Origin of the sequence: Enterobacter sp. BIDMC 27 (genome assembly GCF_000534415.1) — a bacterium.
GTDB classification, from domain to species: domain Bacteria; phylum Pseudomonadota; class Gammaproteobacteria; order Enterobacterales; family Enterobacteriaceae; genus Enterobacter; species Enterobacter hormaechei_C.
Window position 1 is genome coordinate 2,918,704 of record NZ_KI973178.1, and the last position, 24,872, is coordinate 2,943,575.

A 24,872-nucleotide genomic window follows, 5' to 3' on the forward strand; every position below is an offset into this window, starting at 1 on the left:
CGGAATAGCCATGACCAAAGACGATATCTTTAACACCATCCTCGGCAAAGAGGGCGGTTATGTTGATCACCCGAATGATAAGGGCGGACCAACGAACTGGGGAATTACTCAGGCAACTGCCCGCGCGCATGGTTATACCGGTGATATGCGAAACCTTACACGTGAGCAGGCTCTGGCGATCCTTGAGTCTGATTACTGGTATGGCCCTCGCTTTGACCAGGTGGCAGAAGTATCCCCTTCCATTGCCGCCGAACTTTGCGATACCGGTGTGAACATGGGGCCATCGGTGCAGGTTAAATGGTTCCAGCGCTGGCTGAACGTTTTCAATAACCAGCAGCAGTTCTATCCGGATCTGATCGCCGACGGGCAAATCGGCCCACGTAGCATCAGCGCGCTAAAGTCCTTCCTGGAGAAACGAGGCGGCGAAGGGGAAATCGTATTGCTTCGCGCACTGAACTGTAGCCAGGGCCAGCGTTATCTTGAGTTGGCAGAACAGCGGCCGGCTAACGAATCATTCGTTTATGGCTGGATGCGCGAGCGGGTGAGCCTATGACGACACTCAAATCTGTACTGGCGGCAATCGGAGTTGCGATCTTGATGGTGCTTGGTGCGTTTGGTGTGGGCCGTTTTCGCGGGCGTGAACAGGCTGAAGAAAAAGCAGACCGGCAGCGCACAGAAGAAAAGGCCGCAGCCATTGAGTCAGTAGCCGAACGCCGGGTAGAAGCAACGAAAGAGGCCAGCAATGTACAGCAGAATGTTAACCGCATGCCTGATGACGATGTTGATCGCGAGCTGCGTGACACGTGGAAGCGTCCCGGTGGTGGTTGATACAGCCTGTGACTGGGTAAAGCCAATCTACCTTACTGATCACGACATTGATTTTCTTGACCGCCAGACGAAGCGCGACATCCTGGCGCATAACAAAGCGTGGCAGGCGAACTGCCAGAAAACAAAAGAATCGGGGGCAAAGTGATGAAAGCCAACCAGTGCAGTGAAGGTTTCGACAACCCATCCAAGTTCCGCGAGGAATGGGATAAGCAGACCCAGGGGAAATAGAGCCTCATCCCTGAGGTTCTGACACAGTCTCTCCTCTGGACTTTAACCGTAGCAAATTCTCACAGCCTCGCATCCGCGGGGCTTTTTTATGCGCATCGCAGCGCATTGCCAACCGAGAGCCTATAGGAAGCGAGCCTGAGATAAATCGTTATCTCTCGGGGCGGCTTATCTATGCGAACAGGCTCGCAACTTATAGGTGAATTATGAAGAAGTTGATGACTGCTGCTTTTGTATTCGTGCTGGTCTGGGGGCTGTTTGGCCTGCTGGTTTACGCAACACTACAGGGCGACCATTCACTGATGAGCATCGTCGTGGCGGCTTACTGGGCGATTATAGCTCTTGCTTGCTTCATCTCGCCTCTGTTCCTTGTGGCTGTGTTCATGGCCGGGAAGGAGAGTGACCCCATGGAGCGTGCCAAGCTGTTAATCCCTCTAAAGGACTATTACAAACGCAAGGGCGCGATCAGAAGGCTCATTGGACTTGTGACTATGGCGGCCATCTTCGTCATGCTGTCTTACTCCGGATGGGTATTCACATCGCTGTTTTACATCCTGGCATGTGGCTTTGTAACGCTGCTTAATTCGGTCGGCAGAGACAAGTTCGAAGAACTGACAGGGCACATCGTTAAGTTGTGATTCATTACAGAAGCTCTTCACTGAGGGGCTTCGATAATGATCTGTGTAACCCCGCAAGGATGGTGATCACATCTTGCTGACGGGTAAGCCGTAAGTGGCTAAGCACTTCTGAGAAGCAGGGCAACAGCTGCGACAAGGCAAAGAGGTAACCATGTCCGACATCTACCAAATCACGTTAACCACCCAAACAGGCGAAACCTTCACGGGCAAGATGTCACGACGTCAGCCTGAGCTGGTAAACGGTTTTGTGCCGCTGGCGACCGAGACGGGCGAGTGGTTGTATTTCGCTCCGGCCGATGTGAAGCGCGTGCAGTTCACGCCAGTACCGGCAGAGCAAACCGAACAGCCAGAAGAACAAATAACGGAGTAACGAATGAGCAAACCGGACTGGGAGGCCATCGAGACGGCGTACCGGGCCGGAGTGATGTCCCTCCGAGAAATAGCATCACAGCACGGTATCAGCGAAGGCGCTATCCGTAAGCGTGCCAAGCGTGATGACTGGTCGCGTGACCTGAATGCGAAGGTGAAAGAACGAGCCGACGATCTGGTACGCAAAGCTGAGGTACGCAAACAGGTACGCAGTGAAGTCACTTTTAATGAACGCGTACTCATCGAAGCGACGGCTGAGGTAATCGCCAATGTCCGTATGGAACATCGCGGTGACATTAAGCGTGCCCGGCAGATAACTAATGCCCTGTTTGATGAGTTGGGTGCAGAGTGCGCAGACGTGTCCGCACTGGAGAAGCTCGGAGAGCTGATGTTCGACCCCGACGACAAAGGCCAAGACAAACTCAATGAGATTTACCACAAGGTCATCAGCATGCCGGAGCGCGTTAAGTCGGTTAAGGCACTGAGCGACGCGCTGAAGAATCTGATCGGGCTTGAGCGACAGGCCTACGACATAGATGGGCCTGAAGGCGACAACTCTGTTAAGCAACTTTCTGACCTGATGGATTTACTGTCTCAGGGGGCGTAATGAAACCTGAGCACATCAAGCTGCTTTCCAATAAAGACTGGCGGCTTAACAATCTTTACTGGATCACCGACAAAGAGGGTAAGCCCACACGCTTCAGGATGACACCTGAGCAGCGGGAGTACTTTGAGGGGATCCACACCCGCAACATCATCCTTAAGGCTCGTCAGCTCGGTTTCACGACTGAAGTGTGCATCATCCAGCTCGACGCGGCCCTGTTCGAGTCAGCTAAATGCGCGCTGATCGCCCATACGCTGAATGACGCAAAGCGCCTGTTCCGCGAAAAGGTGAAGTACGCATACGACAAGCTGCCAGCAGAGATAAAGGCGGCCAACCCGGCGAGCAATGACTCGTCTGGTGAACTGGTCTTTAAGAAGGGCGGCTCGCTATACGTCAGCACGTCGTTTCGTGGTGGTACGCTGCGCTACCTTCACGTTTCCGAGTTTGGAAAGATATGCGCCAAGTATCCGGACAAAGCCCGTGAGATCGTCACTGGTGCGTTTGAGGCGGTATCGACGGGATGCTTCGCTACTATCGAGAGCACGGCAGAGGGACGGGCGGGTTACTTCTTTGATTACTGCCAGACGGCAGAGAAAGCGTTGCTACAGGGCAAGCCCTTATCCGCGCTGGACTGGAAGTTTTTCTTCTTCTCCTGGTGGAAGAACCCGCAGTACGCAATCGACACGGTAGAGTCTCTGCCGGTGCGCCTGCTTGAGTACTTCGCTGAAATGGAGTCGAAGCACGGCGTAGTCGTCAATGATCGCCAGAAAGCCTGGTACTACGCTAAAGAGAAAACGCTCGGCGATGACATGAAGCGCGAATACCCGACCATTCCGGCCGAGGCGTTCCAGCAGTCGGTCGAGGGCGCGTACTACGCCAAGCAGTTCCGCTGGCTCTATACCAACAAGCGGATAGGGCAAATCCCGGATAACTCACATCTGCCAGTTCATACATTCTGGGATATCGGTGTGGGCGACTCCACGGCTATCTGGTTCGTTCGTGAGGTTGGCGAAGAGTTCCACATCATCGACTACTACGAAAACTCTGGTGAAGGCCTGCGGCACTACATGAAGGTGCTGAAGGATAGGGGTTATGAGTACGGTGAGCACTGGGGGCCGCACGACATCGATAACCGTGAATTCGGTGCTGACGCCAAATCCCGCAGAGAACTTGCCCGTGAAGGGTATGAAATCGACGGGCAGGTTTACAGCATGACGTTTCAGGTGGTTCCGAAAGTGGGAATAGATACCGGCATTGAGTCGGTGCGCGAAATCCTCCCGTCCTGTGTATTCGATGAGGAGAAGTGTGCCGAGGGCATATCTCACCTCGAGGGCTACCGCAAGGAGTGGGACGACAAGCGCGGCTGCTGGAAAGATAAGCCGCTTCATGACTTCACATCACACGGCGCTGACAGTTTCCGCTACTTTGCCGTAGCGAAGAACAACCACAAACAGGTCGGCGCAGTATTCTTCTAAGGAGCTCATCAGTGAGTGAAATAAGCACCGGGGAACAGTTCCTCGTTAATGCCCTTGCTGATGCTTTAGGGCGGCAGCGCATGCTGTACGCGGGCCAGCCGGGAAATACCAAACGCACAAAGTTGTGGGATGAGTTCGGTTATCCAAATAGTCTCGAGTTCGACCGCTACTACCGGGCCTATGAGCGCAACGCGGTGGCGTTTGCCGCCGTTCATAAGCTTCTTGATTCGTGCTGGGTTGATAACCCGACGATCATCGACGGCGACGATGGAAAGGAGTCAACCGAGACAACGGAATGGGAGAAGTCAGCTACTAAATTGCTGAAGAAACACTGGCCGAAAATTAAGGATGCGGATCGCCGTAACTTGGTTGGCCGGTACTCGGCATTGCTGATTCAGTTTCGGGACGGAAGAGAGTGGAGTGAGCCGGTAGACAGGTCGGTGGTGTCACGGCTGAAAGACAAGGCCATTGTTAAGCTGATCCCCGCGTGGGAATCCCAGATCAAGCCAGGTAATTTCGATACCGACACGCTTTCAGAAACGTATGGCCAGCCAGTTTCGTACAGCTTCAACGAACAGCCAGTTGGTGATGATGGTACGTACGGCCCGGTGCGAGGCGTTACCGTACACCCCGAGCGAATTATCATCCTTTGCGAAGGTTCAGAAGACGAGAACATGCTCTCTGGCGTGCCTTTCCTGCGCGCGGGCTACAACAAACTTCTCGACCTTGAAAAGGTATCGGGTGGTAGTGCCGAAGGGTTCCTGAAGAATGCCAGTCGCCAGCTCGGGATTGCGTTCGACAAAGAAACCAACATTGCGAACCTGTCAAAGCAAGCCACAGACGCTGGCTACAAAGACCTGGGCGAAGCGCTCAACGACAAAGTCGCCAAGATGAACCGTGGCACTGATTCTGCCCTGGTAATGCAGGCCGGCACGCCGTCGGTGCTTTCTGTTGCAGCTGCCGATCCATCCCCGACTTGGACAGTAGCTGCCAACGAGTTTGCATCTTCGATTCAGTGCCCGTTCACCATACTGTTTGGTCAGCAGACGGGGCGCCTTGCCTCAGATGAGGACAAAACAGACTGGGCGAAGCGCTGTAACGGCCGCCGCTGGGGATTCCAGTCGACGGTTATTGAGAGTGTGCTTGAGCGCTTCTGGACAGTAGGTGTCATTGACCCGCCTACATCCGGAGAGGTTACGCTGGCATGGTCTGATCTGCTCGCGCCGAGTGAGAAAGAGAAGATTGCCAACATGCAGGCAATGGCTGTCGTGGCGAAAGATACCCAACAGGCATACGGCACTCCGGCAGTGGATGAAAACGAAATCCGCGCAGTTGGTGAGCTTGAGCCTCGCAAGGTCGTGCAGCCACCTAACCCTGATGTAAAGCAAACCGATAAGGATCCGCTGACAGATGATGATGACAGCGCAAACCAGAATCGGGACGCCAATCGTACCGCGTAATAAAGCTGACCCGACGCAATCATCGCGGCAGGTCAGTCGGATGTTCAATGATATCGAAGATCGGTATCTGAACATCAAGCGCAGGCTTAAGGCTCTGTTTGAGCTGCGGCTGACTGGGCAGCAACGTGAGGCGAACGCACAGCAGTCCTGGATGATGTGCAACAACGAGGGCGCAGAACCTTCGCTGTATCAAGTCAATGCCGGTAAGTTCGTCTATGACATGACAGCTGCTGAATTGGCCGATCTGCTCCAGGTGGTGCAGTCGATTCTTGATGATGAGCTTCTTGAAGGCGGCAGCCAGAACCTATGGGCGATGGACTACGTCATTGCGGAATATGACCGCGGCACGCTAAACGCCTTCACCAACCTGTCGGTGCAGTCGCAGGCGTACGCCAGTCAGACGACGCTCCAGCAGCTTTTAAGCAGCCTCGGCTACCTGAACCAGATAGCGGCGGCAAGACTGACAACGTTCAGTGACTGGAAGGTCATCAGCGACACCGCCCGCGGCGACCTGACAAACATCATCACCGATGCGGTAGCGCGCGGCGTGAATCCTCGCGAGACAGCCAGCGTAATCAGTAAGCGCCTCGATGTGTCCACGTCGAAAGCGAAAAACATCGCTCAGACCGAGCAGGTCGGCGCGCTGAGGCAGGCACAGTGGAACGAAACCGACTGGGCTGCTGACAGGCTGGGGCTAAATACTGGCCTGCTGTGGCTTTCAGCACTCAAGCCAACGACGCGTACCTGGCACGCCAGCCGACACGGTAAGGTCTACACCACCGAAGAGGTGCGGGACTTCTACGCTCAGAACGGCAATCGGTACAACTGCTATTGCAGCCAGATACCTGTGCTGCTCAACGACGACGGCAGCATATTCAACGAAGGGCTGGCGGATAAGCTGGCGAAAGAACGCCAGCTCTGGAATAAAGCTAAATAACCTCTGTTACTGAAACTATTCGAATTCCAATTAGTGATGTTCCTGAGGTAGTTGAAGTGAAATTCACAGAATCACGATTAGCAGCTTCGATTACTTCTTTATCGACAGTTGTCAAAGAGTGGTCGCTTTCGACATTAACATCTCGATAAGTTGAATCACCATTTATTTGATATGTCACTTTATATGTTGCCATCAATTCACTCCTATTTATCTGAAAGACATCCGTTTAGTTATATCTCATTAGTTTGACTTGAGGAAACAGCATGAAACGCAACCGCGTTAACGTGCTGACCGTCGTCAACTCCGCTTCAAACATCACAACTGAAACCATAGACGGCAAGCCACATATCGTGGTTCGCGGCATCACGCCTGTCGTGGACGATATCGTGATGAACCGGAAGTTGTACCCGGCAGCAGAAATCGAAAAGGCCTACAACACGCTCGAGCGTAACCCGATGCCGCTGGGCCACCCGAAAGTGGACGGCAAGCATGTGTCGGCGCGTGATGTCCGGGCGGTGAACGAGTACCACGTCGGGGCCTGGCTACAGAACGTCAGCCACAAAGACGGGAAGGTGATGGGCGACATGTACGTTAACCGCCAGTACGCCGAGTCGAGCGACAAGGGCAAGCGCCTGATCAACCGCCTGGATGAGATGCTAGCCGGCACCAACTCTGACCCGATTCACATCTCCACAGGACTGCTCTATTCCGGTATCGCCGCCAACGGCGAATCGAAGGGCAAGAAGTACAACGAGATCGCCACAAACATGATGTTTGACCATGTGGCTGTGCTGCTTGATGAGCCAGGCGCCGGTACGCCGGAGGAGGGCGTTGGCATCTTCGTTAACTCAGAAGGTGATGAGCAGCAGATCGAAGTTGCCCGCCTGGCTGACGGAATCGACTGCACCCGCGATGGCCTGATCAACAAAACCAAATTCTTCTTTACCAATGCCTCCAACTTTTCCTTCGACGACATCCAGCGCGCAATCAGTGAAAAGCTGCGAGAGGGTCGATCTGATGACAACTGGCTTTGGCCAGAGTCGGTATGGCCTGACACCTTCGTATACCGGGATGATTCCCGTTATTTCAAACAGAAGTACATCATCGACGATGACGGCAAGGCCCAATTCGTCGGCGAACCTGTAGAAGTCGTGCGCAAACAACCTGAGTACGAGATTAAAACCAACGGAGAGAACGATCCGATGAAAGAGCTGATTATCAATGCGCTGCAAGCCGCTGGTAAGCCGACCGAAGGCAAGTCCGACGCCGAGCTGATGGACGCATACAACCAGATGAAGGCCGACGAAGCCGCCGCCAAGAAAAATGGCGACGAAGAAATCGACCCGGCAACCGGCAAGCCCAAGAAAAAAGAGCAGGCTACAAATAACGAAGAGATGCCAGCGTGGGCGAAAACACTAGCCGATCGCGTGGACGTCGTTTTCAACAGTCTGAACGCGAACGCCGACAAAGAGAAAGGCGAAAAGCGCGCGGCTGTGAAACTGGCGATGAACATGAGCGATGAAGAAGTCGCAGATCTGGACGGCAAGGCGCTCGACGCTATGTACGCCAAGTGCCAGACCTCTTTCGGCCTGAACGGTGCATTCCGCAACCAGGCTACCAACACCCAATCAGTCAGCGAAATGCCGGAGTAAAAAATGGCTAAAGACGGAAAACACGTAATTCACGCCGGTGGCGTATTCCCTAATCCGCTGCTCAACCGTGAAGGCCGAGCCACCGCGGTCAAGCCCGGCACCCTGGGCTTCTTCGATGCTGGCGTCTTCAAGGTGTCGGTAGATGGTAGCGAAACAGCGATTATCTATGTCGCTGACTTCGACTATCTGCGCTGCAAGACGGTAGATGACACGTTTGCTGTCGACGATCTGCTGGTGGGGATCCATCCACTGCCTGGCATGTTCCTGAACGTCCGCGCTGCCGCCGGTACCTACAAAAAAGGCGACGCTCTCTCAATCGTCAACGGCCAGGTGAAGAAATGGGCCACTGGCGAATCAGATCGCTGCTATTGCGACGAAGAGCGCTCAATCACCGCCGCTGCTGGCGACCTCATTCGCGTAGTGATTAAGTAAGGAGTCACTGAATGCTTGTTTATTCTAAATCGCTGGGCGAAAAGACCGGCAACCTGGCCGTGAACCAGTACCAGTTTGGTATGCTGACGCAGGAGCGTAATGCCGCTTTGAACCATCAGGGCATTAACGTAATGCAGGAAATGGCTGATCGCCTGAATGCAGTTAATCAGCTGAATGGCATCAACGCCGTTCGCTCACCTGCTGATCTGTATAAGGCATTTGACCAGACCGTGCTGCGTCAATTCCAGCCGAACACTGAGTTCACACTGTTCAACGACCTGATGCCACTGTCTCGCTCGGTGCGCATCAACCAGACCGTGTACGAATACGCTAAGTCCGGCGGCCGCATGTGGGCTCACACCTCTATGTCAGGCCAGATCGGCGCGGCGTTGGATGCGGTGCAGTACCAGTACGACGGCACGATGGTTCCGGTGCACGATACTGGCTTCAAATTCCACTGGCGTGAGCCTCGCCTGAACAACCCGGATGCGTTCGACATCATCTCTGATGCTCAATTCGAGTCCACCAACGAAGTCCGTCGCCAGTATGTGGATTACATCTACAACGGCTATCGTGACGCGGAAGGAAACTACATCAAGTTTGATGAGAAGACCTGGAAGGGCCTGAAGAACGATGAGCGCGTTGCGATGGTTGATCTGGGCGCATCTGGCCTGAATATCGACTTCACCAGCGCCTCCGCCACGGCAGAGCAGATCCGTAACGCGGCGATTAAGCTGCGCGACACTCTCAAGCTGACCAACAATCAGTACGCAGAGCAGACCTGGTATGTTTCCAGCGCCATCATCTCCAACCTGGAGCGCTACTTCAGTGACAACTACCAGTCAGACACGATCCTGCAAGAGCTTCTGAAACTGTCCGGTATTGCCGCGATTAAAGAAGATGCTCAGCTGACAGGTAACCAGATCCTGATCGTTCCGCTGACCGCTGGCGTGATTGCTCCAATTGTAGGCCAGGCGTTCGGCACTGTTGCCGACCCGCGTCCGTTCTACAACAGCGATTACATCTGGCGCACCTGGGGCGCTGCTGGCCTGATGGTTAAGACCGACATCAACAGCAAGAAATCTGTCATCTACGCACACAGCTAAGGGGTGAAATATGGCACTGGTTAAAGTGATTAGCGATAACCTTTTCTCCGGTGCCAATCTCCAGAAGTTGGAGGTTGGTGCAAAGGTGGAGGTCAGTGAAGAGACTGCGATCAAGTGGAAAACCGCTGGGCTGGTAGAAGTCTTGTCAGGCGGTGACCGCAAACTGGAAGTGGCTACGCCAGGCAACGATGAAGACACCTCCGCTAAATCGAAAAAGGCGAAATAACCATGGCAACCCCGCTTACGCCAGAAGAAATTAAAGGCTTCCTCGCTGAGTTGGGGTACGCCATACCTGATGCCTTGCTTACGCCGATCCTCTGCGTGGTGAACAAGATTATCCCGTGTCTCGATGGCGCGGGTTATGACGAGTGCACCGCGAAGCTGATCCTGATGTACGCCGCCGCGCTTATGGCTACTTCGTCCGGCGCGCGCCGCATCAAATCGCAGGGGGCGCCGTCTGGCGCGTCCCGCTCGTTTGAATATGGTGACGACAGCATTACCTGGCTGCGCGACTCGTTGGCCCGGCTTGATACCAGCGGTTGCACCGGTGAGTTGCCTATCAGCGCAGGTAATGGCGTCGGCCTGTTCATGGTGGTCCGGGGCTGCTGATGACATACAAATCAGTTAAGCACGGTCTACCGCGCTCGTTCACCCGCGTCTGGGTGATGACCGACACCGGGCGGGAGACTACCGGCTACGTGAAACCGGACGGGGAGTGGTTCATCAACTGCCCGCGTATCCGGGCGACTGGCGCGAAGGTGCTGCGATGGAGGGATGACTGATGTCTGCAACCGCGAATTGGTCATACACGGCAACAGCGACCATCTGGCGAAAGCTGGAAGGCAATGACGAATACGGCGACCCGCTGGGCTATGCCGAACCTGAGCAAATCCTCTGTGATTACGAAGGTGGGCTCAGCAAGAAGTTAGCCAGCCTGGGATTTGAAATCGTCGTTAAGAACACCGTCTGGACAGAGTTCGCGCTGGCGGCCACGGGTGATTACCTGCTGATTGGCGTATCGACGGAAGCCGACCCGGTTGTGGCCGGTGCCGACGAGGTGCGGCAGGTTATTCGCTATGCCGACACGTTTGAGCGAGTGGCGGATGATTACGCCATCCTGACGGGAGTGTAGCCATGGGCATCAAAGTACGTGGCGTTAAGCAGTCGAAAGCCGGGCTCAACCGCATCATAAACGACGTGAAAGGGCGAAAGGTCGTCAGGGCGCTACAGTCAGCAATGATAATCGGCAGCTCCCAGGCCGCGCTTTATACGCCGATAGACACTTCAACGCTGCTTAATAGCCAGTATCGGGAGTTGATAAACAACGGCGTTCGACTGACAGGGCGAGTGGGTTACACGGCGAACTACGCTGTATTCGTTCACGACCCGAATGTTCCTCAAACCTTCCGCCGCGCCACCGCGCAGAAAGAGTTCCTCACCAAAGGCTTTGAGGATACCCGCAGCCAGATTGATGCCGTAATTCGCAAGGAGCTTTCAGTATGACACCTGCCATGTATGAGCGCGTGCGTAACTACTTCGTTGATGCCGGGCTTACCACTGGCTTCATTGTTCAGTTGCTGGCTTGGGACGACACAACGAAGTTAACCGACGCATTCATCGTGTTCCGGCCTAACGGCGGTACCGACATCCGAAATGACCTCGGATCTGATCACTACGTGCTGGTGGATGTCATTTCCGCCAAAGATAAGCGCCGCGCAGCCGCTGAAAAGGCTCAGGAAATCATCAATTATGTCGAACAGAACGACATTGCCGACGAATGCCTTGGCCTGATTCAAAATCTCGGAAACATGCCAGCACCAATCCTGACCGAAGAGGGCCGCCTGGTCTTCAGACTCCAGTTCATGTGCGTCTACGGCGAATAACCCAATCATCAACCCATCAGGCTGCCATCCGGTGGCCTTTTTTTTATTTGAGAGGTACACATGCAAGGCTGTGCTAATGATTTTGGCAAGCTGATCGGGAAAGTAGCTGTGCTACGCATGGCCTTTGGCTGCCCCGACGCAGTGCCAGCGCTTTCCGAGTGGAAGCGTCTCGGCGCTATGACGACTAAGGGCATCGACTATTCGATGAACACCATCAACTCCGAGGCAGATGATGCTAAAGGGCTGGTGGAGAACCTGGTCAACAACATGGATCTGACGATCTCCGGCGAAGGGGAGTTTCGCAAGTCTGATAAAGATAACGAGATCGGCGCGTGGCGTCTGTCGAAGTACATCTTTGACGAAGTGCAGGCAGGCCGTCAGCCTAACCTGTGGGTGCGGTTCGACTTTGCTGGTGAGAACGCCGGTACTTATATCCAGGGCTACATGAACACCACTTCATGGTCTGGTGACTTCGGTACCAACGATATCTCCACTTTCTCCGGCGAGTGGAAGGTCTACGACGCCGACACTGTCGTGTTTGAAGTCGCTGATTCTATCGCGGCCACTGGCGTTGAAGTAACTCCTGCAACTGCTTCTCTGGTCGTTGGAGCAACCCAGCAACTCAGCGGCGCGGTTCAGCCAACAGATGCGACTAACAAAGCGATCACCTGGACCACTTCGGCACCTTCCATAGCCACCGTCAGTTCAACCGGCCTGGTGACAGCAGTAGCCGAGGGCACCGCGACTATTACGGCTACCACTGCTGACGGTGATTTCACCGACACCTGTGCTGTGACCGTGACTGCCGCACCGTAATCACTACAAAGGGCGGCTTGCTGCCCTTGATAATGGTTATGGAGAACGATATGACCCCTTTGAAAGAAATTGGCGAGTGCCTGATTGGTGCTGGCGGCCGAGAATACTTCTTCCGACCATCGTTCCGCAATATGACGCGAATCGGCGAGCCTGAGCATATCGTCCGCACTTTCTATGCGCTGTTCAATGACGATGTGGCAAAGATGCTTGAAGCGGCCAGAGAAATTCACAGCGCCATACCGGAGCATCAGCGTAAATTTTACGCATACTACTTCGGGGACATTTCCCTGCCGCGGTGGGCTCTGGATGCGGCAGGTTCTGCCGCGTTTGTGCGTGAGGCATTGCTCTCGGCTATTAATGTCATTCAATCATGCTGTGACGAGGACGTTTCAGAGCTGACAGGCTGGCATGAGCCATCACGCACTGGACGGCGAGCGTTTGTATGGCGCCGTGGCGCGCTTCCGCCTGAGAACCTGATTCTGATAGCTCAGTCACTGATCATGCATGGCGTTATCGGACGGGCCAAGGTTCGTAAGTTGCAGAAGCACGAAAGCAAGGAAACGACACCGGAGTTCCATGCAACTGAATACATCATGGCGGCAAGAAACCATTTCGGGATCAGCAGGGAAGAGGCTGAAAACCTTACTATGACCGAGTTCGCTATGATGCTTAATGCCAAATACCCTGACCAGAAGGGCTTCACGAGGGAAGAGTACGACGCGGTTATGGACGATGATGATCGCCGTTGGCAGGAAATGGTTGAGCGCGAAAAATCAGCAAAGAAAGCGGCCTGAGTTAATAATGGATGTTCCAGCCCCGCCTGACCGGGCGTATGATGGCACGACAAAAATACTCAGGGGATAAGAGTGAAGAAAATACTTTTGGTTTTGGTGATTCCATTGATTCTGGCTGGCTGTAAGCCTGGCGAGGAAAAGGCAATTTCTCTGGCACAATCTGAAGTTTCAGCCAATCTACTGGATCCTGGCAGCGCGCAATTCCGCAACGTGAAAGTTGTGAAGATGACAAATGCCGATGACGGTCGTGTTAATGCTGTTGTTTGCGGGGAAATTAACGGAAAGAACGGTTTCGGTGCCTATGCAGGGTTCCATCCTTTCTTTGTTGAGCTGAAAATGAAATCGAAGGGGATGTTCTCAAAAGGTGTCGACTACACCCTTGGTGATCACTTCCTCAGTTCGAAAGATACGCCTCCACCACCGGCTTACACAGAACGATGCCAATAAACGACACGAATAACTAACCCACCACTCGGTGGGTTTTTTTATGCCCGGAGAAAACTGATGTCTGAGAAAGCAGGCGAGATTTATTACGACATCGAGGCCGATGTTTCTGGCTTGCTCAAGGCGCAGGGAAAGGCCAATAAGTCGCTCGACTCCATCGGCAACTCGGCGACCAATGCAGCCAAAAAGATGGATGAGTTGCAGACGAATATCAACCGCGTCGCCGGGGCAATTGCCGCCTCACTCGTTGTTGACTGGGGTAAGGCATTCCTCGTAGCTGCTGACAACATGAGCCAGCTCAACGCGCGTATAGAGAGGCTCACTGGCAGCGCAGCGACAGCATCGCAGACTATGCAAAGTCTGATGCGCATCAGTTCGGCAACGGGTGGTTCGCTACAGGATACAGCAAAGCTGTGGGAGACTCTCAGCACGGCGTTGCGCGATACCGGAGCGACCAACGGCCAGATCATCCAACTCACCGAGACGCTTCAGAAAATCGGTCGCATTGGCGGATCCTCTTCCGAAGAAATGGCGAATGCTCTTCGTCAGTTCGGCCAGTCAATTTCCTCCGGAACGGTTCGGGCGGAGGAGTTCAACTCCATCCTTGAGCAAATGCCGGAACTGGCGCGCCAGATTGCCGCCGGGATGGGTGTAAGCATCGGAGAGCTTCGTCAGCTCATGCTGGACGGGAAACTGACGGCAGAAGATGCTCTGAACGCCATTCAGAAGCAAACCGGTTCAGTGAATGCAGAGTTCGAGAAACTACCGCGCACGCTTTCACAGGCCAATACCGCTCTCACCAACTCTTTCCTGACCATGGTTGATAATATTAACCAGGCTACAGGGGCTAGCAACGGGATGGTTCTGGTTATCGATTCTCTTGCTGTTGCCATTGGCAGGCTTACCGGGCAGGCCGCTACCGCCAGTCAGCAAATAGCAGATCTGCGCTCTGAAGCCGAAATGTACGCCAAGCGAGCGAGAACATGGAGTTGGCTTGGCTTTGGTGACTGGCAGAAAGAGAACGAGGAGAAATCCGCGCAACTTACAGCTGAAGCGTGGGAGAAGGCCTCTCGCGCCGGTTGGGATGCGGTTCAGAAAACAGCAGCAGCTACTAAGCCTATCGAAATAAAAGCCATCGCCACTTCAGGTGGTTCTAAAACGAAAGGCGGAAAGTCTGCGGCACAGAAAGAAGCTGAGCAATACGCCAAAGCTCAAGAATCTGTTAATCAAAAGCTTGATGAACTGAGGCAGAAGGCCGAGCTGTCAGCTGGCAGTGTCGGTGAACTATCCAGAGCGCAGTCCGTGCTTAATGCGCAACAGTCTCTCGGTAACACAGCCACGCAGGAACAACTTCTGCTGGCCGGGCAACTGGCAGGAAAAGCCTGGGACAATGCCAACGCATTGCGTGAGCAGGCCAAGGCTGAACGGGAGCGCACAGAGGCTGCCAATAAGTTCAGTACCATCCAGGGTAAAACCAGCAAAACTGCCGGGCTGGATAGCCAGTATCAGAAAGACATTGCTGACATCCAGCTTTACGCCCAGCTTTACCCGCAGAAGATCGGGGAGGCTGAGGCAGCGCGTGCCGCTATAGAGCAGCAGTATCGTGACCAGCGTAACGCTGCGATGTGGGAAGAATGGGCGCAACAGAACGCGGCCACTCAGGCAGCAGCTGCGGCATTTACCGCATTCGGCAATAATGCCTCTAACACTCTGACTGGCCTTATCACCAAAAGCATGGACGCTGAAGAAGCGGCTAAATCTTTAGGAAGAACCGTTTTAAATAGCCTAGTAAACACATTTGTGCAGATGGGCGTCGAGTGGGTTAAGTCGGCCATTATGGGCCAGACGGCCACTACCTCGGCGGTTGCAGCATCCACCGCGGCACAGGCAGCAGGCATCGCAACCACGACGGCGACATCTACCGCGGCGGCGGCGGCCACAACGGCAGCATGGACTCCGGCGGCCATCATGTCATCCGTGGCTTCATTCGGTGGTGCGGTGGCTATTGGTCTTGGTGCGATGGCTGGCATCCTGGCACTGTCAGGAAAACGTAAAAACGGCGGGCCTGTCTCGGCTGGTGGGATGTATCAGGTCGGCGAAGGTGGCATGCCAGAGATTTACCAGGCCAGTACCGGTAAGCAGTACATGATACCAGGCGACAATGGCAGGGTGATCAGCAACAAGGAGATGACTTCTGGCGGCGGAGGGGTAGTTATCAACATCCAGAACTACACGTCATCGTCCGTTGATGCACAGGCTGGCACTGATGCAAATGGAGGACTTACCGTTGATGTCATTGTTGCAGACCTGAACAACGGCGGGCCAATCAGCAGCGGTATAACCAGTAACTTCAATGTTAAACGCACGCCAAGGGGGCAGGGCTGATGCCAATTATCGACTATCCCGACTGGCTGCCGCTGGCGCAGAAGGCCAGCAAAAACATGACGCTCGATACCGGGTTCCAGACCGACCAGCCAGCGGTCGGCCCGGCTATCTTCCAGAACCTTACCGACGACCTGAAAGTGACCTGGTCTCTGACGTGGATCTTCACCTTGGCGGAAGACCGAGCATTTCAGCAATGGTTACGTAGTCCCAACTATCTTCACGGCGGTATTTATTGGTTCAGAATGCCGATAAATCTTGGCGGTAGTGGCTTGCAAGTTCAGGAGCTTCACTTTACGAAAGATGGTTTCCCTGTCCAGACCAATATTTCTGGCGGAGTGGTGACCTGGACGGGAACCGTTATTGCCAACCACCTGTACAACGCCGATGACGAGTTTGACGACATCATTGTTGAACTGCCGCCGCCGTGGGATTCGTGGCTGGATATCGTTGTCACGGGTTATCCGGACGGGCGCGATCCGGAATCACTACCGAGGGCGCCGTAATGCCGAGCTTCAGGGAGTATAAGCAGCAACGCCCGACGCGCGGACTGTACGACACCATTACGTTCTACCATCCATCCTTTGGTTACGTTCGCCTTGTCGACAAGCAGTTCTTCCCCAAGACGCTCGGCGGACAGGCGTACACGCCGGCGCGATTTGAAATCGAAGAGAGCCAGCAGAGCGGTACGCCGGTGATCGACGCGACGGTGAAGTTAGGGAGGCTGTCGTCTGACATCAAAGCGTTGATGAAGCAGTGGAAGGGTGCAGCCCGTCTGACGGCCATTACGGCCACCAGGCAGATCTTCGACAGCGGCGATGTGTCGGTGCCGATTAAGTCGTGGCAGCTTTACGTCAAGACGGTGGACATCGATGCCGACGCCGCGTCTGTCACCCTGTCTGTGACCAACCCGCTCAATAATAATATTGGAAAATTATACGATCCCCTCGAATACACTGGACTCCAGTACCTATAAGGAATCCGCATGACTAAAGATGAATTTATCCGGCGGGTTATCGGAGTGCCGTGGGCTAACCGGGCCTGCTCGTTCGAGAAAGTCGACTGCTGGGGCTTGTGCGTATTGTATTACCGCCATGTCCTCGGCATAGAACTGCATCAGACGCCGGACTACGAAGCCGGCGAGGACTTCTTCACCTGCTATCAGGGAGACGTCGTTTTCTGGCGCAAGGTTGATAAGCCGGTCGATGGCGGGATATTTGTCGGGTACCGCGGCGCGCAACCGGCGCATGTTGGTCTGGTACTGAACAGGCAGGCGCTGCACTCCCGCGGCGAGAATGGAAGCGTGCGCATGGACTCGTTGCTGGTCATTCAGCGGGCATTCACCAAAGTGGAGTACTTTTCGTATGGCGCTGGTTGAGATATCGAATTTTCCAGGAACGCCTAAGCTGCGTTGCAGGGTGCCAAACGGCACCCTTTTTTATGACTGGCTGGCGGCCAATGACGCTACCTTTCACCGTGATCTGCTGATCGTCCGCAACGGCGTAAGGCTGGGCGACGATGACGAGCTGGCGTTTGAATTGAGCGAGTTGGACAACATCCAGATTTTCGACCAGCCAAAGGGCATTGTCGGCGATATCCTTAGCCCGATATTTAAAGTAGTGGGCCAGGTGTTTTCGTTCCTGGCGCCGAAGCCGGCAATCGCGAACAACGGCGGTAATGCCGTCGACTCACCGAACAATAGCCTGACCGGTCAAACAAACACCGCGCGCGTCTACAAAGCCAAGCCGGATATCTACGGCCAAATCCGTTCGTTCCCGGATCTGATTCAGGAATCGGTATTTGAATACGTTCATCAGACTTCCACAGACGGCGGCCTGAAGTACGTCACTGAATGGATGTGTATCGGTATCGGCAAATACGATTACGAGTCCGTGCGCTACTCAGAATCAAGCCTGGGCTCTCTTGCAGGTGCTGAATTCCAGTTCTTCCAGCCTGGCGAAGTAATCCCGCAGATCGTTGAAGGTTACGGGTTCGATGACGTCGACGGGCAGGAGGTTCCCGGGCAGAACGAAGCCAGCGACTTCCCGATCGAAACAGCAACGGCAAACACGGTGGTCAGCGGAACGTATTCCGGCGGACAGATAGCGATGAAAATCGTGAAACAAGCTGATTTTGACTATTTCATGGGTCTGGTTCTGCCGCATGCGGTTACCTTCACCATCAACGTTACGTACAACACAGCATCAGGCAGCGTCACCACTGACGCAAATTTCTCCGGCACGCTTATTTCCGCCGTTGAAACAAACGATGGCGCTGTGGTTAACCCGGTGCGCTGGTACACGTTTACGATGAACCAGCTGGAGGGGCCGCAGGACATTCCTGCTAACGCCACGATCAACACCACGAAATTCATCCTCAACGATAACGAGGCGCTGGTGGTTGGGCCGTTCTTTTCTCCGGTCGAGTCAACGCAACTGTGGCTGCATACCCAGTCCAGCCTCGGCGGGAAGAAAGAGACCAACTGGAAGGTTGTCATCTGGAAAATTGACGACGACTACAACCAAGTTCCTGGTACGCAGCAGACATTCTCGTATCGGCAGACGACGCCTCACCAGTCGACCAGCGAAGTGTTTTACCGAACCGACAAGATCACTCCGACCGGAGGTTTCGGGAAGTACGCGGTCAGCTTCCAGCGCACGGATAACTCCGGCGACGCGTCACTGCTGAAGGTCGAAGAGATCCATAGCATCAACATCCGTACGAATGTCGTTCACCCGACCGACACGCTGGTACGAGTGAAGGTGAGGGCGACCGAGAACGCGCTGGGGAGCCGCGAGCGCAAATATAACGCACTGGTGACGCGCCATACCATTACGTACAACCTCGACACGCAGGAGGTGGATTACACTCTGCGGCCGTCGCGCTCGTTCGCTGATGCGGTGGCGCATACTTGGTTGATTATGGGTGAACAGCCGGTAAGCAGCATTGACCTGTACGGACTGTATTCGCTCGCTGAAAGTCTGCCTGATGAGCGACTGGGTTACTTCGACTACACGTTCGACGACGAGAACGATTCTCTCGGCGACCGCGTGCAAGCGATCTGCAACGCGGCTTCAGTGGTGGCCTACTGGGATGACGGTGTGCTCACTTTCACCAGGGATCAGAAAGTTGACTACCCGGCTGCCGTATTCAACCGGACCAACATGAAGACGGACGAGTACAAAATGACGTACGAGGCCACGCTTCCTGGCGGCTACGACGGCGTACAGGTGTCCTACGTCCACCCGACCACGAACAATAAGACGTACATCAACTATCGCGTGCTAAACGGCGCCATCGTCGAACAGGAAGCGGAAAATCCGAACAAGCTGGAGATAGTCGGCTTTCGTAATGAGTATCAGGCCCGGGAGCGCGCATTACGAGAAACCAAGCGCCTAATCTACTCGCGCGTGAAGATGAACGCCAAAGTGTTTGAGGACGGCATTATCCAGGTCGGCAGCGTCATACAGATGCCTGACATCTACGACAGCAACCAGCAGCAGGGTTACATCACCGGACGCTCCGGGAATAACTTTGATACCAGCGAGCCGATCACGTTTAACGGCTCGATGTATGTGCTGGTTACCGACAGCCTGGGTAACCCAACTCCGCGCTATCCGGCCACCGCCCGTAGCGACACGAAGTACGGATTCACCGCGGCAATACCCGGCATTCAGCTCAATATCTGGAACGGAGACACTGTCCAGCTCCCGTCGCGCTACCTCATTGCGACGGTGGAGGAACTGGACAGCCAACTATGGACAGTCAACAGCATCAAACCGAACACAGATAACACGGTATCTCTGACCGTCGCGGAATACAGCGACGCCATCTACCAATAAGAACCGTCCCCGACCAACCCCAACCCGGCCACCGTGCCGGGTTTTTTATGGAATAATTATGGCTACTACACCTACCAACCTGCCTGTTCCAAGCGAATCACCACGCGATCTGAAGTATAACGCCGGGAAAATTGACGAGTTCGTCACTTCGATGGGGTGGACTTATATCGATCGATTTGGTCAGAAGCACTACACAATCGAGGGAATCAATTACATCGCGCAGCAGGCAATGAACGCCTTCGGTTACGTTATCCTTTCAGGGAAAACATTCACCACCGGCGCGACTATCAACAACCCTAATGAGGTGCTGCTGAACACCTCCGACGGCGAATATTACAAATGGACTGGTACGTTTGCATCCGGCCCGAAAGTTGTTCCGGAAAACTCTACCCCTGCCAGCACTGGTGGCGTTGGTCCTGGTTCATGGGTTGGTGTCGGTGATGCATATCTTCGTGCAGCACTGGCCGCGATGGATGGCGAGAAGTTAATTGGTGAGTGTCCAGACATTGCTACGCTTCGAACTATAGAGCCATCTTTCGACAAGCAGCGCATCACCGTGCGGGAGCACACCGCAAATACCGGCTATGGTGGAGGAAAGTTTAGGGCGGTGCTCAATGGCATAGGGTATACCGACAACAACGGTACGATTATCAAAACATCGGGCGGATCGGCGTGGATAAGAACTAACTCAGAAGTCATCAACCCTCTTATGTTTGGCGCGGTTCCAAGGATAGATGACACTACACCCTCATACCATTCAAATATTAACGCTGCTATCGCTGCTGCATCTGGTAAGTCATTTGACGGCCTTTGCATGGATTTCAACATCTCAGGTGAAATCCTTTACAACAATGCATTGGCAACAAAAGGGCGAAATCTCTACCTGAATGCTATCAAAGCTGCTGCAATAGCAAACATAGTTCGTGTAAATGGAGCCGCGCATAGTATTAATGGATTTAGGATTAAAGGAAATAGTACAGATGCCGCAGCAGGAATAGTTCAAAGTAATACCGCGGCCGGGACAGTGATTGAAAATTGTATCATTGTTGATGTTGGACGAAATGGAATTATCACAGCAGGAAAAGAGTGCATTGTAAGAAATAATAAAACCGATAATTGTGGGTACGCTGGCTCAGGTAACTTTCGATGCTCCATTCAGATGAATGAGGGAGAACATTGTGTGATGGAAGGTAATACCTGCCTTCACGCAAATTGGGGAATCCTTATGCGTAATGAGATAGGGGTAACCCAAGGGTTCTATAACACAATCAGGAACAATATCGTTGTTGCTTCTTCATCGGCTGCAAGTGATAGTCAGGGCATCTCTGCGGCAGCTCAATTTCATCTTACAACTTCTGGTAATATTGTAAGAAACTTTGTTGATAACGGGATAGACCATCAAAACTGCTTTGGACTTCTGATAACAAATAATCAGATTGCAGGCTGCAAAGATGCTGTATTCATCGGTGATAGATCTTGCGGAAGGATTGTTATCTCACATAATAATATAGAGGGTTGCCAACAAGGTGTTAGATATTACAACCCATCATCAAATCCTTTTACTGGACAGACTTTCTCTGATGTTGTTATATCCAATAACTCAATCCTTGGCTCTCTCAATTACGGGATATGGGTTATTATGGCTGGTACATCAAGCGCCAACTACAACACAAATATTGTGAATAACATCGTCGATGGAAACGGGTCAGGCGGACTTGGGATTGTACTGGACAATGTACAGCAAGGTACATGCAGCGATAATTCAGTAAGGAGAGTTAACGGACATGGAATCTCACTGGCATCATGCGAAAGCATAAAGCTAATTGGCAATACCATTACAGATGCTGGATTTGGTACGACCGGGACATATAATGGAATCAACATATCAAGCAGTAATAGGTGTCAGGCGATAGGCAATAGCGCAACAGGCACAACAATGCTTTACGCAATCGTAATTGGTGCTGGTTCATTCAATATGGCACATATGAATGAAGCGCGCTCAACCTCAGGAGCGACGGCAGTTAGCATTTCCGGTGGTACTGGGAACGTAGAATCATTGAATATTAAGTCATAACTAATGCGCCCCTAATGGGGCGCAACTATTCAGATTGGCATACCATATTTGGCATTCATTTCTCTGTCCGGCTGGATTTTTATCTCAATGTTACGAGGTATCAACCCATTGGACTTAAGAGTTTCTGAAATAGCTTTTCCTCTTGTTACCGGGAACGGCCAGTTGTCATTGTTATCACCCTTGGGCACATGTAGTGTCATTGTGCGTTGGTTTCCATTAACTGCGTTTTGCACCTGCTCAATCATATCTTGACCTATCGCGTAAGCAACTGAAAAAGGAACGTTCCCACTATTTGACTCTCGCAAAGAATGAGACTGGTCCGTGGTCTTGTTAATTAAGAACAGCATAACTATTGGAGCGAAATAGTGAACAGCCTTAAAGCGCTCAATGAAGTACCCCAAGCCCAAACTGGCAGCAACTATCAAGTACATAAAAGAACCCCACATTGCCACAGGTCGAGTAGCATAGTTAGCACTAGCCTTTGCGCACACCAGAATAAGAGCCAATGTAGTGATGGCACCAGAGATAACCGATACCCAGAAAGCGTATCTTTTACCTTCAGTACTTTCATCTGAATTTCTTCTTAGCAAAAACACTGCACCGCAAACCAATCCAACAGTCAGCACAATGAAGAAGGTGCGATCTGTTAATTTAAGCAGTGAGTAAAATGCATTGACTGTACCTGAAATATCCAGATGATCTTTTGCCATTCGGTCCGCTCTTCCTCCGTTCATTTCAAAGAGAGCAGAAATAGCCCACATCGCCAGAGTGATGCAGTGGAAAGGGTAATCCTTAATCGTCTCAACAATTTTAAATCTGTTGCTAATGAGATTCAGAAGAAGTACCACACCGCACATAACTGCAAGCAAAACACTGGCAAAAATGTTCGAAAATACACATAGGTAAATGGAAAATATCAGAACGCCAGAAAAGATCGCTCTTTCGTAAAAGAATGGCTTTAAGGTTGACGACATTCTTAAAACGTAAAGTGCCAGCGTGCCGTTTATTAGGGCTGGAACAATATAGTGATAATAACAGGTAAGATTTTGCTCCCACAACAGGTATGGACTGTTATTATTATTTAGAGTTCTGAATAGGCCGAACAGGCACAGTAAGTAGAAGATCACTAAAACTGAACTTGTGTAAGTTGATAACCCTGCGGTCTTCCTCATCAAAAGATAGAATTGATAAAGGAATAACACAACAAGAACTGCAACTAAAACCGCTGTCAAATAAGCAATAGCTTCAAGGAATGTAAACCCAAGAGGCATAACGACAGATGAGGCAATGTTACCAAATAGTGGGAAAGATACCTCAGGAACTACCTTGATAGGGTTAAAACCGCCCCATTGCGGATATGCTTGCCTACCGGAAGAAAGGTTGATCCACTCATCGCCAGAAGTAATAGTTACCGGATGAATAACCGTAAAAAACACAGCCACAACTGCGAATACAAATGTGAACAACACCCACTTTATTTGAATCTCTTTTCCCAAAGTCTGACTAATCATTTCTCGTCCTTCCGAATATCATTGAAATCTTTTTTGATGATGTATCGAGGCCTTCCTTTAACTTCAACATAAATTCTGCCGATATATTCCCCAAGCACACCTATGCCTATCAACTGAATCCCGCCCAAGAAAAGTATTGAAACCAGCATTGATGGATAGCCACGAACCGGGTTGCCGAACGCTAACGTGTCGACGATCATCCATGCGCCATAGATGAAGGCCAGGCCAGCAACGAACAAGCCGATATACGTCCACATGCGCAGTGGGAAAGTTGAGAAACTGGTGATACCCTCTAACGCTAGGTTCCACAGTTTCCAGCCATTAAACTTAGAATCCCCGGCAACACGTTCTGCGCGGGCATATTCAACAACATCAGTGCGGCCGCCAACCCAACTCAAAACGCCTTTCATGAAAAGGTTGCGTTCTGGCATTAGCTTGATGTTTTCAACCACATCTCGAGACATCAGGCGGAAGTCGCCAACGTTTTCCTCGATCTGCGGATTGCTGATTTTGTTGTGCAGCTTATAGAACCACTCTGCGGTCTTACGCTTGAGTCGCCCATCGGTGGACCGGTCAGAGCGTTTAGCCAGCACCATATCCGCCCCGGCCTGCCATTTCTCTATCAGGTGCGGTATAACCTCAATTGGGTCCTGCAAATCAACATCTATCGGGATAATAGCTTCGCCGCTTGCATGGTCCAGTCCTGCAAACAGCGCAGGTTCTTTACCGAAATTGCGGGTAAAGGAAAGAGGAATGACAAGCGGATCGGCCACAGCGAGCGCATTTATTATTGATTCTGTCGCATCTTTACTGCCGTCGTTGATAAAGACTATCTCTACCTCATGCTGTTGTAGCTCTTCAAACTCCCGCACGGTTTTGTAGAAGATTGGAATAGCATCTTCTTCATTAAATACCGGAACGACCAGAGAAATTTTCATTTCGCATCCCTAAAGACAATGAACTTTGAATAGATAAAGCCGCACACCAGACTGATAGCGGAGAAGAGAATGAGAGTCACAATTGGAGCCATACCGGACTTATCGGCAGCCCAACCAACAGCTGCGCTCAAGGATCCCATAAACCCTACATACAGCATGTAGCGCATCGTGGTTGTCGAAGACTTAAACGTGAACCTGGCGTTTGCAAAGAAGCTGAATGACACCGCCACGACGAACCCGGCGAAGTTGCCAAGAGCCTGACCTGTGTGAAACGCGTATATGCAAATAGCGAACACAACCCAGTGAATGAGCGTGTTTATGACGCCGATCGATGTGTACTTAGCAAAGAGCTTTAACATTATAAAAATCAGCAAATTCGGAAAGGTCTGAAGTTTAGCATCACTGTCCAACTTGATCGACTCTCATATTTGACGATACTGTACATAAATACAGTTGTTTTTG

The 24,872-nt window shown here is 52.5% G+C and carries 31 protein-coding genes; 27 read left to right on the forward strand and 4 right to left on the reverse strand.

Annotated features, from left to right (window positions below; translation table 11 throughout):
- Positions 1 to 10: 10 nt before the first annotated feature.
- The 9 genes from L463_RS08850 to L463_RS08820 all read left to right on the forward strand — a co-directional run bounded on the left by L463_RS08850 (position 11) and on the right by L463_RS08820 (position 6,536).
- Positions 11 to 553 (forward strand): glycoside hydrolase family 108 protein, encoded by a 543-nt coding sequence (locus L463_RS08850; RefSeq protein WP_032673198.1) that lies wholly within the window; start codon positions 11 to 13, stop codon positions 551 to 553.
- Positions 550 to 828, forward strand: coding sequence for a hypothetical protein (locus L463_RS0122795; protein WP_032105111.1), 279 nt, complete (start codon positions 550 to 552; stop codon positions 826 to 828). Before L463_RS08850 ends, L463_RS0122795 begins: the two co-directional genes overlap by 4 nt.
- Positions 779 to 973 (forward strand): hypothetical protein, encoded by a 195-nt coding sequence (locus L463_RS24595; protein WP_045898245.1) that lies wholly within the window; start codon positions 779 to 781, stop codon positions 971 to 973. The genes L463_RS0122795 and L463_RS24595 overlap by 50 nt, the downstream gene beginning before the upstream one ends.
- 286 nt (positions 974 to 1,259) lie before the next feature.
- Positions 1,260 to 1,691: a hypothetical protein gene (locus L463_RS08845; RefSeq protein WP_032105120.1), complete on the forward strand. Its 432-nt coding sequence runs from the start codon at positions 1,260 to 1,262 to the stop codon at positions 1,689 to 1,691.
- A 151-nt stretch (positions 1,692 to 1,842) separates the two neighbouring features.
- A complete protein-coding gene (locus L463_RS08840) occupies positions 1,843 to 2,061 on the forward strand; it encodes a hypothetical protein (RefSeq protein ID WP_032104743.1) in 219 nt (72 codons plus the stop codon).
- 3 nt (positions 2,062 to 2,064) lie between these two features.
- Complete coding sequence (locus tag L463_RS08835; protein ID WP_032104744.1) at positions 2,065 to 2,667, forward strand: hypothetical protein; 603 nt, start codon at positions 2,065 to 2,067, stop codon at positions 2,665 to 2,667.
- Entirely contained in the window at positions 2,667 to 4,139 is a 1,473-nt protein-coding gene (locus L463_RS08830) for a terminase (RefSeq protein WP_032104745.1), read from the forward strand. The genes L463_RS08835 and L463_RS08830 overlap by 1 nt, the downstream gene beginning before the upstream one ends.
- An 80-nt stretch (positions 4,140 to 4,219) precedes the next feature.
- Positions 4,220 to 5,599 (forward strand): DUF1073 domain-containing protein, encoded by a 1,380-nt coding sequence (locus tag L463_RS08825; RefSeq protein ID WP_223866217.1) that lies wholly within the window; start codon positions 4,220 to 4,222, stop codon positions 5,597 to 5,599.
- Positions 5,556 to 6,536, forward strand: a complete 981-nt coding sequence (locus tag L463_RS08820; RefSeq protein WP_164722127.1) for a phage minor head protein — start codon at positions 5,556 to 5,558, stop codon at positions 6,534 to 6,536. Before L463_RS08825 ends, L463_RS08820 begins: the two co-directional genes overlap by 44 nt.
- Here L463_RS08820 and L463_RS24310 read toward each other — a convergent pair.
- A complete protein-coding gene (locus L463_RS24310; protein ID WP_123906381.1) occupies positions 6,529 to 6,729 on the reverse strand; it encodes a hypothetical protein in 201 nt (66 codons plus the stop codon). The two genes, L463_RS08820 and L463_RS24310, sit on opposite strands and share 8 nt — an antisense overlap.
- Positions 6,730 to 6,799: 70 nt before the next feature.
- Between L463_RS24310 and L463_RS08815 the strand changes: the two genes are divergently transcribed.
- The 18 genes from L463_RS08815 (at position 6,800) to L463_RS24090 (ending at position 21,961) form a co-directional block, all read left to right on the forward strand.
- Positions 6,800 to 8,188 (forward strand): DUF2213 domain-containing protein, encoded by a 1,389-nt coding sequence (locus L463_RS08815; protein ID WP_032104749.1) that lies wholly within the window; start codon positions 6,800 to 6,802, stop codon positions 8,186 to 8,188.
- Between the two features lie 3 nt (positions 8,189 to 8,191).
- Positions 8,192 to 8,620, forward strand: a complete 429-nt coding sequence (locus L463_RS08810) for a hypothetical protein (protein WP_032104751.1) — start codon at positions 8,192 to 8,194, stop codon at positions 8,618 to 8,620.
- A gap of 11 nt (positions 8,621 to 8,631) precedes the next feature.
- Complete coding sequence (locus tag L463_RS08805) at positions 8,632 to 9,726, forward strand: major capsid protein (protein WP_032104752.1); 1,095 nt, start codon at positions 8,632 to 8,634, stop codon at positions 9,724 to 9,726.
- 10 nt (positions 9,727 to 9,736) lie between these two features.
- Positions 9,737 to 9,952: a hypothetical protein gene (locus tag L463_RS08800; protein WP_032104753.1), complete on the forward strand. Its 216-nt coding sequence runs from the start codon at positions 9,737 to 9,739 to the stop codon at positions 9,950 to 9,952.
- A gap of 2 nt (positions 9,953 to 9,954) precedes the next feature.
- Positions 9,955 to 10,335 (forward strand): DUF7370 family protein, encoded by a 381-nt coding sequence (locus L463_RS08795; RefSeq protein ID WP_032104754.1) that lies wholly within the window; start codon positions 9,955 to 9,957, stop codon positions 10,333 to 10,335.
- Positions 10,335 to 10,508 (forward strand): hypothetical protein, encoded by a 174-nt coding sequence (locus L463_RS08790; protein WP_032104755.1) that lies wholly within the window; start codon positions 10,335 to 10,337, stop codon positions 10,506 to 10,508. Before L463_RS08795 ends, L463_RS08790 begins: the two co-directional genes overlap by 1 nt.
- A complete protein-coding gene (locus tag L463_RS08785) occupies positions 10,508 to 10,858 on the forward strand; it encodes a hypothetical protein (protein WP_032104756.1) in 351 nt (116 codons plus the stop codon). Before L463_RS08790 ends, L463_RS08785 begins: the two co-directional genes overlap by 1 nt.
- Before the next feature lie 2 nt (positions 10,859 to 10,860).
- Positions 10,861 to 11,229, forward strand: a complete 369-nt coding sequence (locus tag L463_RS08780; protein WP_032104757.1) for a hypothetical protein — start codon at positions 10,861 to 10,863, stop codon at positions 11,227 to 11,229.
- Positions 11,226 to 11,609 carry a phage tail termination protein gene (locus L463_RS08775; protein WP_032104758.1) on the forward strand — a complete coding sequence of 128 codons (384 nt, stop codon included), beginning with the start codon at positions 11,226 to 11,228 and terminating at the stop codon, positions 11,607 to 11,609. The genes L463_RS08780 and L463_RS08775 overlap by 4 nt, the downstream gene beginning before the upstream one ends.
- A gap of 60 nt (positions 11,610 to 11,669) precedes the next feature.
- Entirely contained in the window at positions 11,670 to 12,425 is a 756-nt protein-coding gene (locus L463_RS08770) for an Ig-like domain-containing protein (RefSeq protein WP_032104759.1), read from the forward strand.
- Between the two features lie 50 nt (positions 12,426 to 12,475).
- Positions 12,476 to 13,219: a DUF6246 family protein gene (locus tag L463_RS08765; RefSeq protein ID WP_032104761.1), complete on the forward strand. Its 744-nt coding sequence runs from the start codon at positions 12,476 to 12,478 to the stop codon at positions 13,217 to 13,219.
- 72 nt (positions 13,220 to 13,291) lie between these two features.
- Entirely contained in the window at positions 13,292 to 13,666 is a 375-nt protein-coding gene (locus tag L463_RS0122805) for a lipoprotein (RefSeq protein ID WP_032104762.1), read from the forward strand.
- Positions 13,667 to 13,723: 57 nt separating this feature from the next.
- A complete protein-coding gene (locus L463_RS08760) occupies positions 13,724 to 16,048 on the forward strand; it encodes a tape measure protein (RefSeq protein ID WP_032104763.1) in 2,325 nt (774 codons plus the stop codon).
- Entirely contained in the window at positions 16,048 to 16,551 is a 504-nt protein-coding gene (locus L463_RS08755) for a hypothetical protein (protein WP_032104765.1), read from the forward strand. Before L463_RS08760 ends, L463_RS08755 begins: the two co-directional genes overlap by 1 nt.
- Positions 16,551 to 17,021: a hypothetical protein gene (locus L463_RS08750; protein ID WP_032104766.1), complete on the forward strand. Its 471-nt coding sequence runs from the start codon at positions 16,551 to 16,553 to the stop codon at positions 17,019 to 17,021. The genes L463_RS08755 and L463_RS08750 overlap by 1 nt, the downstream gene beginning before the upstream one ends.
- Before the next feature lie 9 nt (positions 17,022 to 17,030).
- Positions 17,031 to 17,423, forward strand: a complete 393-nt coding sequence (locus L463_RS08745; RefSeq protein WP_048248317.1) for an NlpC/P60 family protein — start codon at positions 17,031 to 17,033, stop codon at positions 17,421 to 17,423.
- A complete protein-coding gene (locus tag L463_RS08740; protein ID WP_032673201.1) occupies positions 17,410 to 19,887 on the forward strand; it encodes a host specificity factor TipJ family phage tail protein in 2,478 nt (825 codons plus the stop codon). Before L463_RS08745 ends, L463_RS08740 begins: the two co-directional genes overlap by 14 nt.
- A 58-nt stretch (positions 19,888 to 19,945) precedes the next feature.
- The gene (locus tag L463_RS24090) at positions 19,946 to 21,961 is read left to right on the forward strand and encodes a tail fiber/spike domain-containing protein (RefSeq protein ID WP_032673202.1); all 2,016 of its coding nucleotides are present in this window, start codon (positions 19,946 to 19,948) and stop codon (positions 21,959 to 21,961) included.
- 29 nt (positions 21,962 to 21,990) lie between these two features.
- Here L463_RS24090 and L463_RS08730 read toward each other — a convergent pair whose 3' ends face one another.
- Genes L463_RS08730 through L463_RS08720 form a run of 3 tightly spaced genes read right to left on the reverse strand, consistent with a single transcriptional unit; the run spans position 21,991 to position 24,769 of the window.
- Entirely contained in the window at positions 21,991 to 23,472 is a 1,482-nt protein-coding gene (locus L463_RS08730) for a hypothetical protein (RefSeq protein ID WP_032104988.1), read from the reverse strand.
- Positions 23,469 to 24,410: a glycosyltransferase family 2 protein gene (locus L463_RS08725; protein WP_032673203.1), complete on the reverse strand. Its 942-nt coding sequence runs from the start codon at positions 24,408 to 24,410 to the stop codon at positions 23,469 to 23,471. Before L463_RS08725 ends, L463_RS08730 begins: the two co-directional genes overlap by 4 nt.
- Positions 24,407 to 24,769 (reverse strand): GtrA family protein, encoded by a 363-nt coding sequence (locus L463_RS08720; protein ID WP_032648602.1) that lies wholly within the window; start codon positions 24,767 to 24,769, stop codon positions 24,407 to 24,409. The genes L463_RS08725 and L463_RS08720 overlap by 4 nt, the downstream gene beginning before the upstream one ends.
- Positions 24,770 to 24,872 lie beyond the last annotated feature (103 nt).

What these genes read in the sequence shown, in the direction of transcription:
- L463_RS08850 (WP_032673198.1), top strand. Translation starts at nt 11, where the DNA reads ATGACCAAAGACGATATCTTTAACACCATCCTCGGCAAAGAGGGCGGT.
- L463_RS0122795 (WP_032105111.1), top strand. Translation starts at nt 550, where the DNA reads ATGACGACACTCAAATCTGTACTGGCGGCAATCGGAGTTGCGATCTTG.
- L463_RS24595 (WP_045898245.1), top strand. Translation starts at nt 779, where the DNA reads ATGTTGATCGCGAGCTGCGTGACACGTGGAAGCGTCCCGGTGGTGGTT.
- L463_RS08845 (WP_032105120.1), top strand. Translation starts at nt 1,260, where the DNA reads ATGAAGAAGTTGATGACTGCTGCTTTTGTATTCGTGCTGGTCTGGGGG.
- L463_RS08840 (WP_032104743.1), top strand. Translation starts at nt 1,843, where the DNA reads ATGTCCGACATCTACCAAATCACGTTAACCACCCAAACAGGCGAAACC.
- L463_RS08835 (WP_032104744.1), top strand. Translation starts at nt 2,065, where the DNA reads ATGAGCAAACCGGACTGGGAGGCCATCGAGACGGCGTACCGGGCCGGA.
- L463_RS08830 (WP_032104745.1), top strand. Translation starts at nt 2,667, where the DNA reads ATGAAACCTGAGCACATCAAGCTGCTTTCCAATAAAGACTGGCGGCTT.
- L463_RS08825 (WP_223866217.1), top strand. Translation starts at nt 4,220, where the DNA reads ATGCTGTACGCGGGCCAGCCGGGAAATACCAAACGCACAAAGTTGTGG.
- L463_RS08820 (WP_164722127.1), top strand. Translation starts at nt 5,556, where the DNA reads ATGACAGCGCAAACCAGAATCGGGACGCCAATCGTACCGCGTAATAAA.
- L463_RS24310 (WP_123906381.1), bottom strand. Translation starts at nt 6,729, where the DNA reads ATGGCAACATATAAAGTGACATATCAAATAAATGGTGATTCAACTTAT.
- L463_RS08815 (WP_032104749.1), top strand. Translation starts at nt 6,800, where the DNA reads ATGAAACGCAACCGCGTTAACGTGCTGACCGTCGTCAACTCCGCTTCA.
- L463_RS08810 (WP_032104751.1), top strand. Translation starts at nt 8,192, where the DNA reads ATGGCTAAAGACGGAAAACACGTAATTCACGCCGGTGGCGTATTCCCT.
- L463_RS08805 (WP_032104752.1), top strand. Translation starts at nt 8,632, where the DNA reads ATGCTTGTTTATTCTAAATCGCTGGGCGAAAAGACCGGCAACCTGGCC.
- L463_RS08800 (WP_032104753.1), top strand. Translation starts at nt 9,737, where the DNA reads ATGGCACTGGTTAAAGTGATTAGCGATAACCTTTTCTCCGGTGCCAAT.
- L463_RS08795 (WP_032104754.1), top strand. Translation starts at nt 9,955, where the DNA reads ATGGCAACCCCGCTTACGCCAGAAGAAATTAAAGGCTTCCTCGCTGAG.
- L463_RS08790 (WP_032104755.1), top strand. Translation starts at nt 10,335, where the DNA reads ATGACATACAAATCAGTTAAGCACGGTCTACCGCGCTCGTTCACCCGC.
- L463_RS08785 (WP_032104756.1), top strand. Translation starts at nt 10,508, where the DNA reads ATGTCTGCAACCGCGAATTGGTCATACACGGCAACAGCGACCATCTGG.
- L463_RS08780 (WP_032104757.1), top strand. Translation starts at nt 10,861, where the DNA reads ATGGGCATCAAAGTACGTGGCGTTAAGCAGTCGAAAGCCGGGCTCAAC.
- L463_RS08775 (WP_032104758.1), top strand. Translation starts at nt 11,226, where the DNA reads ATGACACCTGCCATGTATGAGCGCGTGCGTAACTACTTCGTTGATGCC.
- L463_RS08770 (WP_032104759.1), top strand. Translation starts at nt 11,670, where the DNA reads ATGCAAGGCTGTGCTAATGATTTTGGCAAGCTGATCGGGAAAGTAGCT.
- L463_RS08765 (WP_032104761.1), top strand. Translation starts at nt 12,476, where the DNA reads ATGACCCCTTTGAAAGAAATTGGCGAGTGCCTGATTGGTGCTGGCGGC.
- L463_RS08760 (WP_032104763.1), top strand. Translation starts at nt 13,724, where the DNA reads ATGTCTGAGAAAGCAGGCGAGATTTATTACGACATCGAGGCCGATGTT.
- L463_RS08755 (WP_032104765.1), top strand. Translation starts at nt 16,048, where the DNA reads ATGCCAATTATCGACTATCCCGACTGGCTGCCGCTGGCGCAGAAGGCC.
- L463_RS08750 (WP_032104766.1), top strand. Translation starts at nt 16,551, where the DNA reads ATGCCGAGCTTCAGGGAGTATAAGCAGCAACGCCCGACGCGCGGACTG.
- L463_RS08745 (WP_048248317.1), top strand. Translation starts at nt 17,031, where the DNA reads ATGACTAAAGATGAATTTATCCGGCGGGTTATCGGAGTGCCGTGGGCT.
- L463_RS08740 (WP_032673201.1), top strand. Translation starts at nt 17,410, where the DNA reads ATGGCGCTGGTTGAGATATCGAATTTTCCAGGAACGCCTAAGCTGCGT.
- L463_RS24090 (WP_032673202.1), top strand. Translation starts at nt 19,946, where the DNA reads ATGGCTACTACACCTACCAACCTGCCTGTTCCAAGCGAATCACCACGC.
- L463_RS08730 (WP_032104988.1), bottom strand. Translation starts at nt 23,472, where the DNA reads ATGATTAGTCAGACTTTGGGAAAAGAGATTCAAATAAAGTGGGTGTTG.
- L463_RS08725 (WP_032673203.1), bottom strand. Translation starts at nt 24,410, where the DNA reads ATGAAAATTTCTCTGGTCGTTCCGGTATTTAATGAAGAAGATGCTATT.
- L463_RS08720 (WP_032648602.1), bottom strand. Translation starts at nt 24,769, where the DNA reads ATGTTAAAGCTCTTTGCTAAGTACACATCGATCGGCGTCATAAACACG.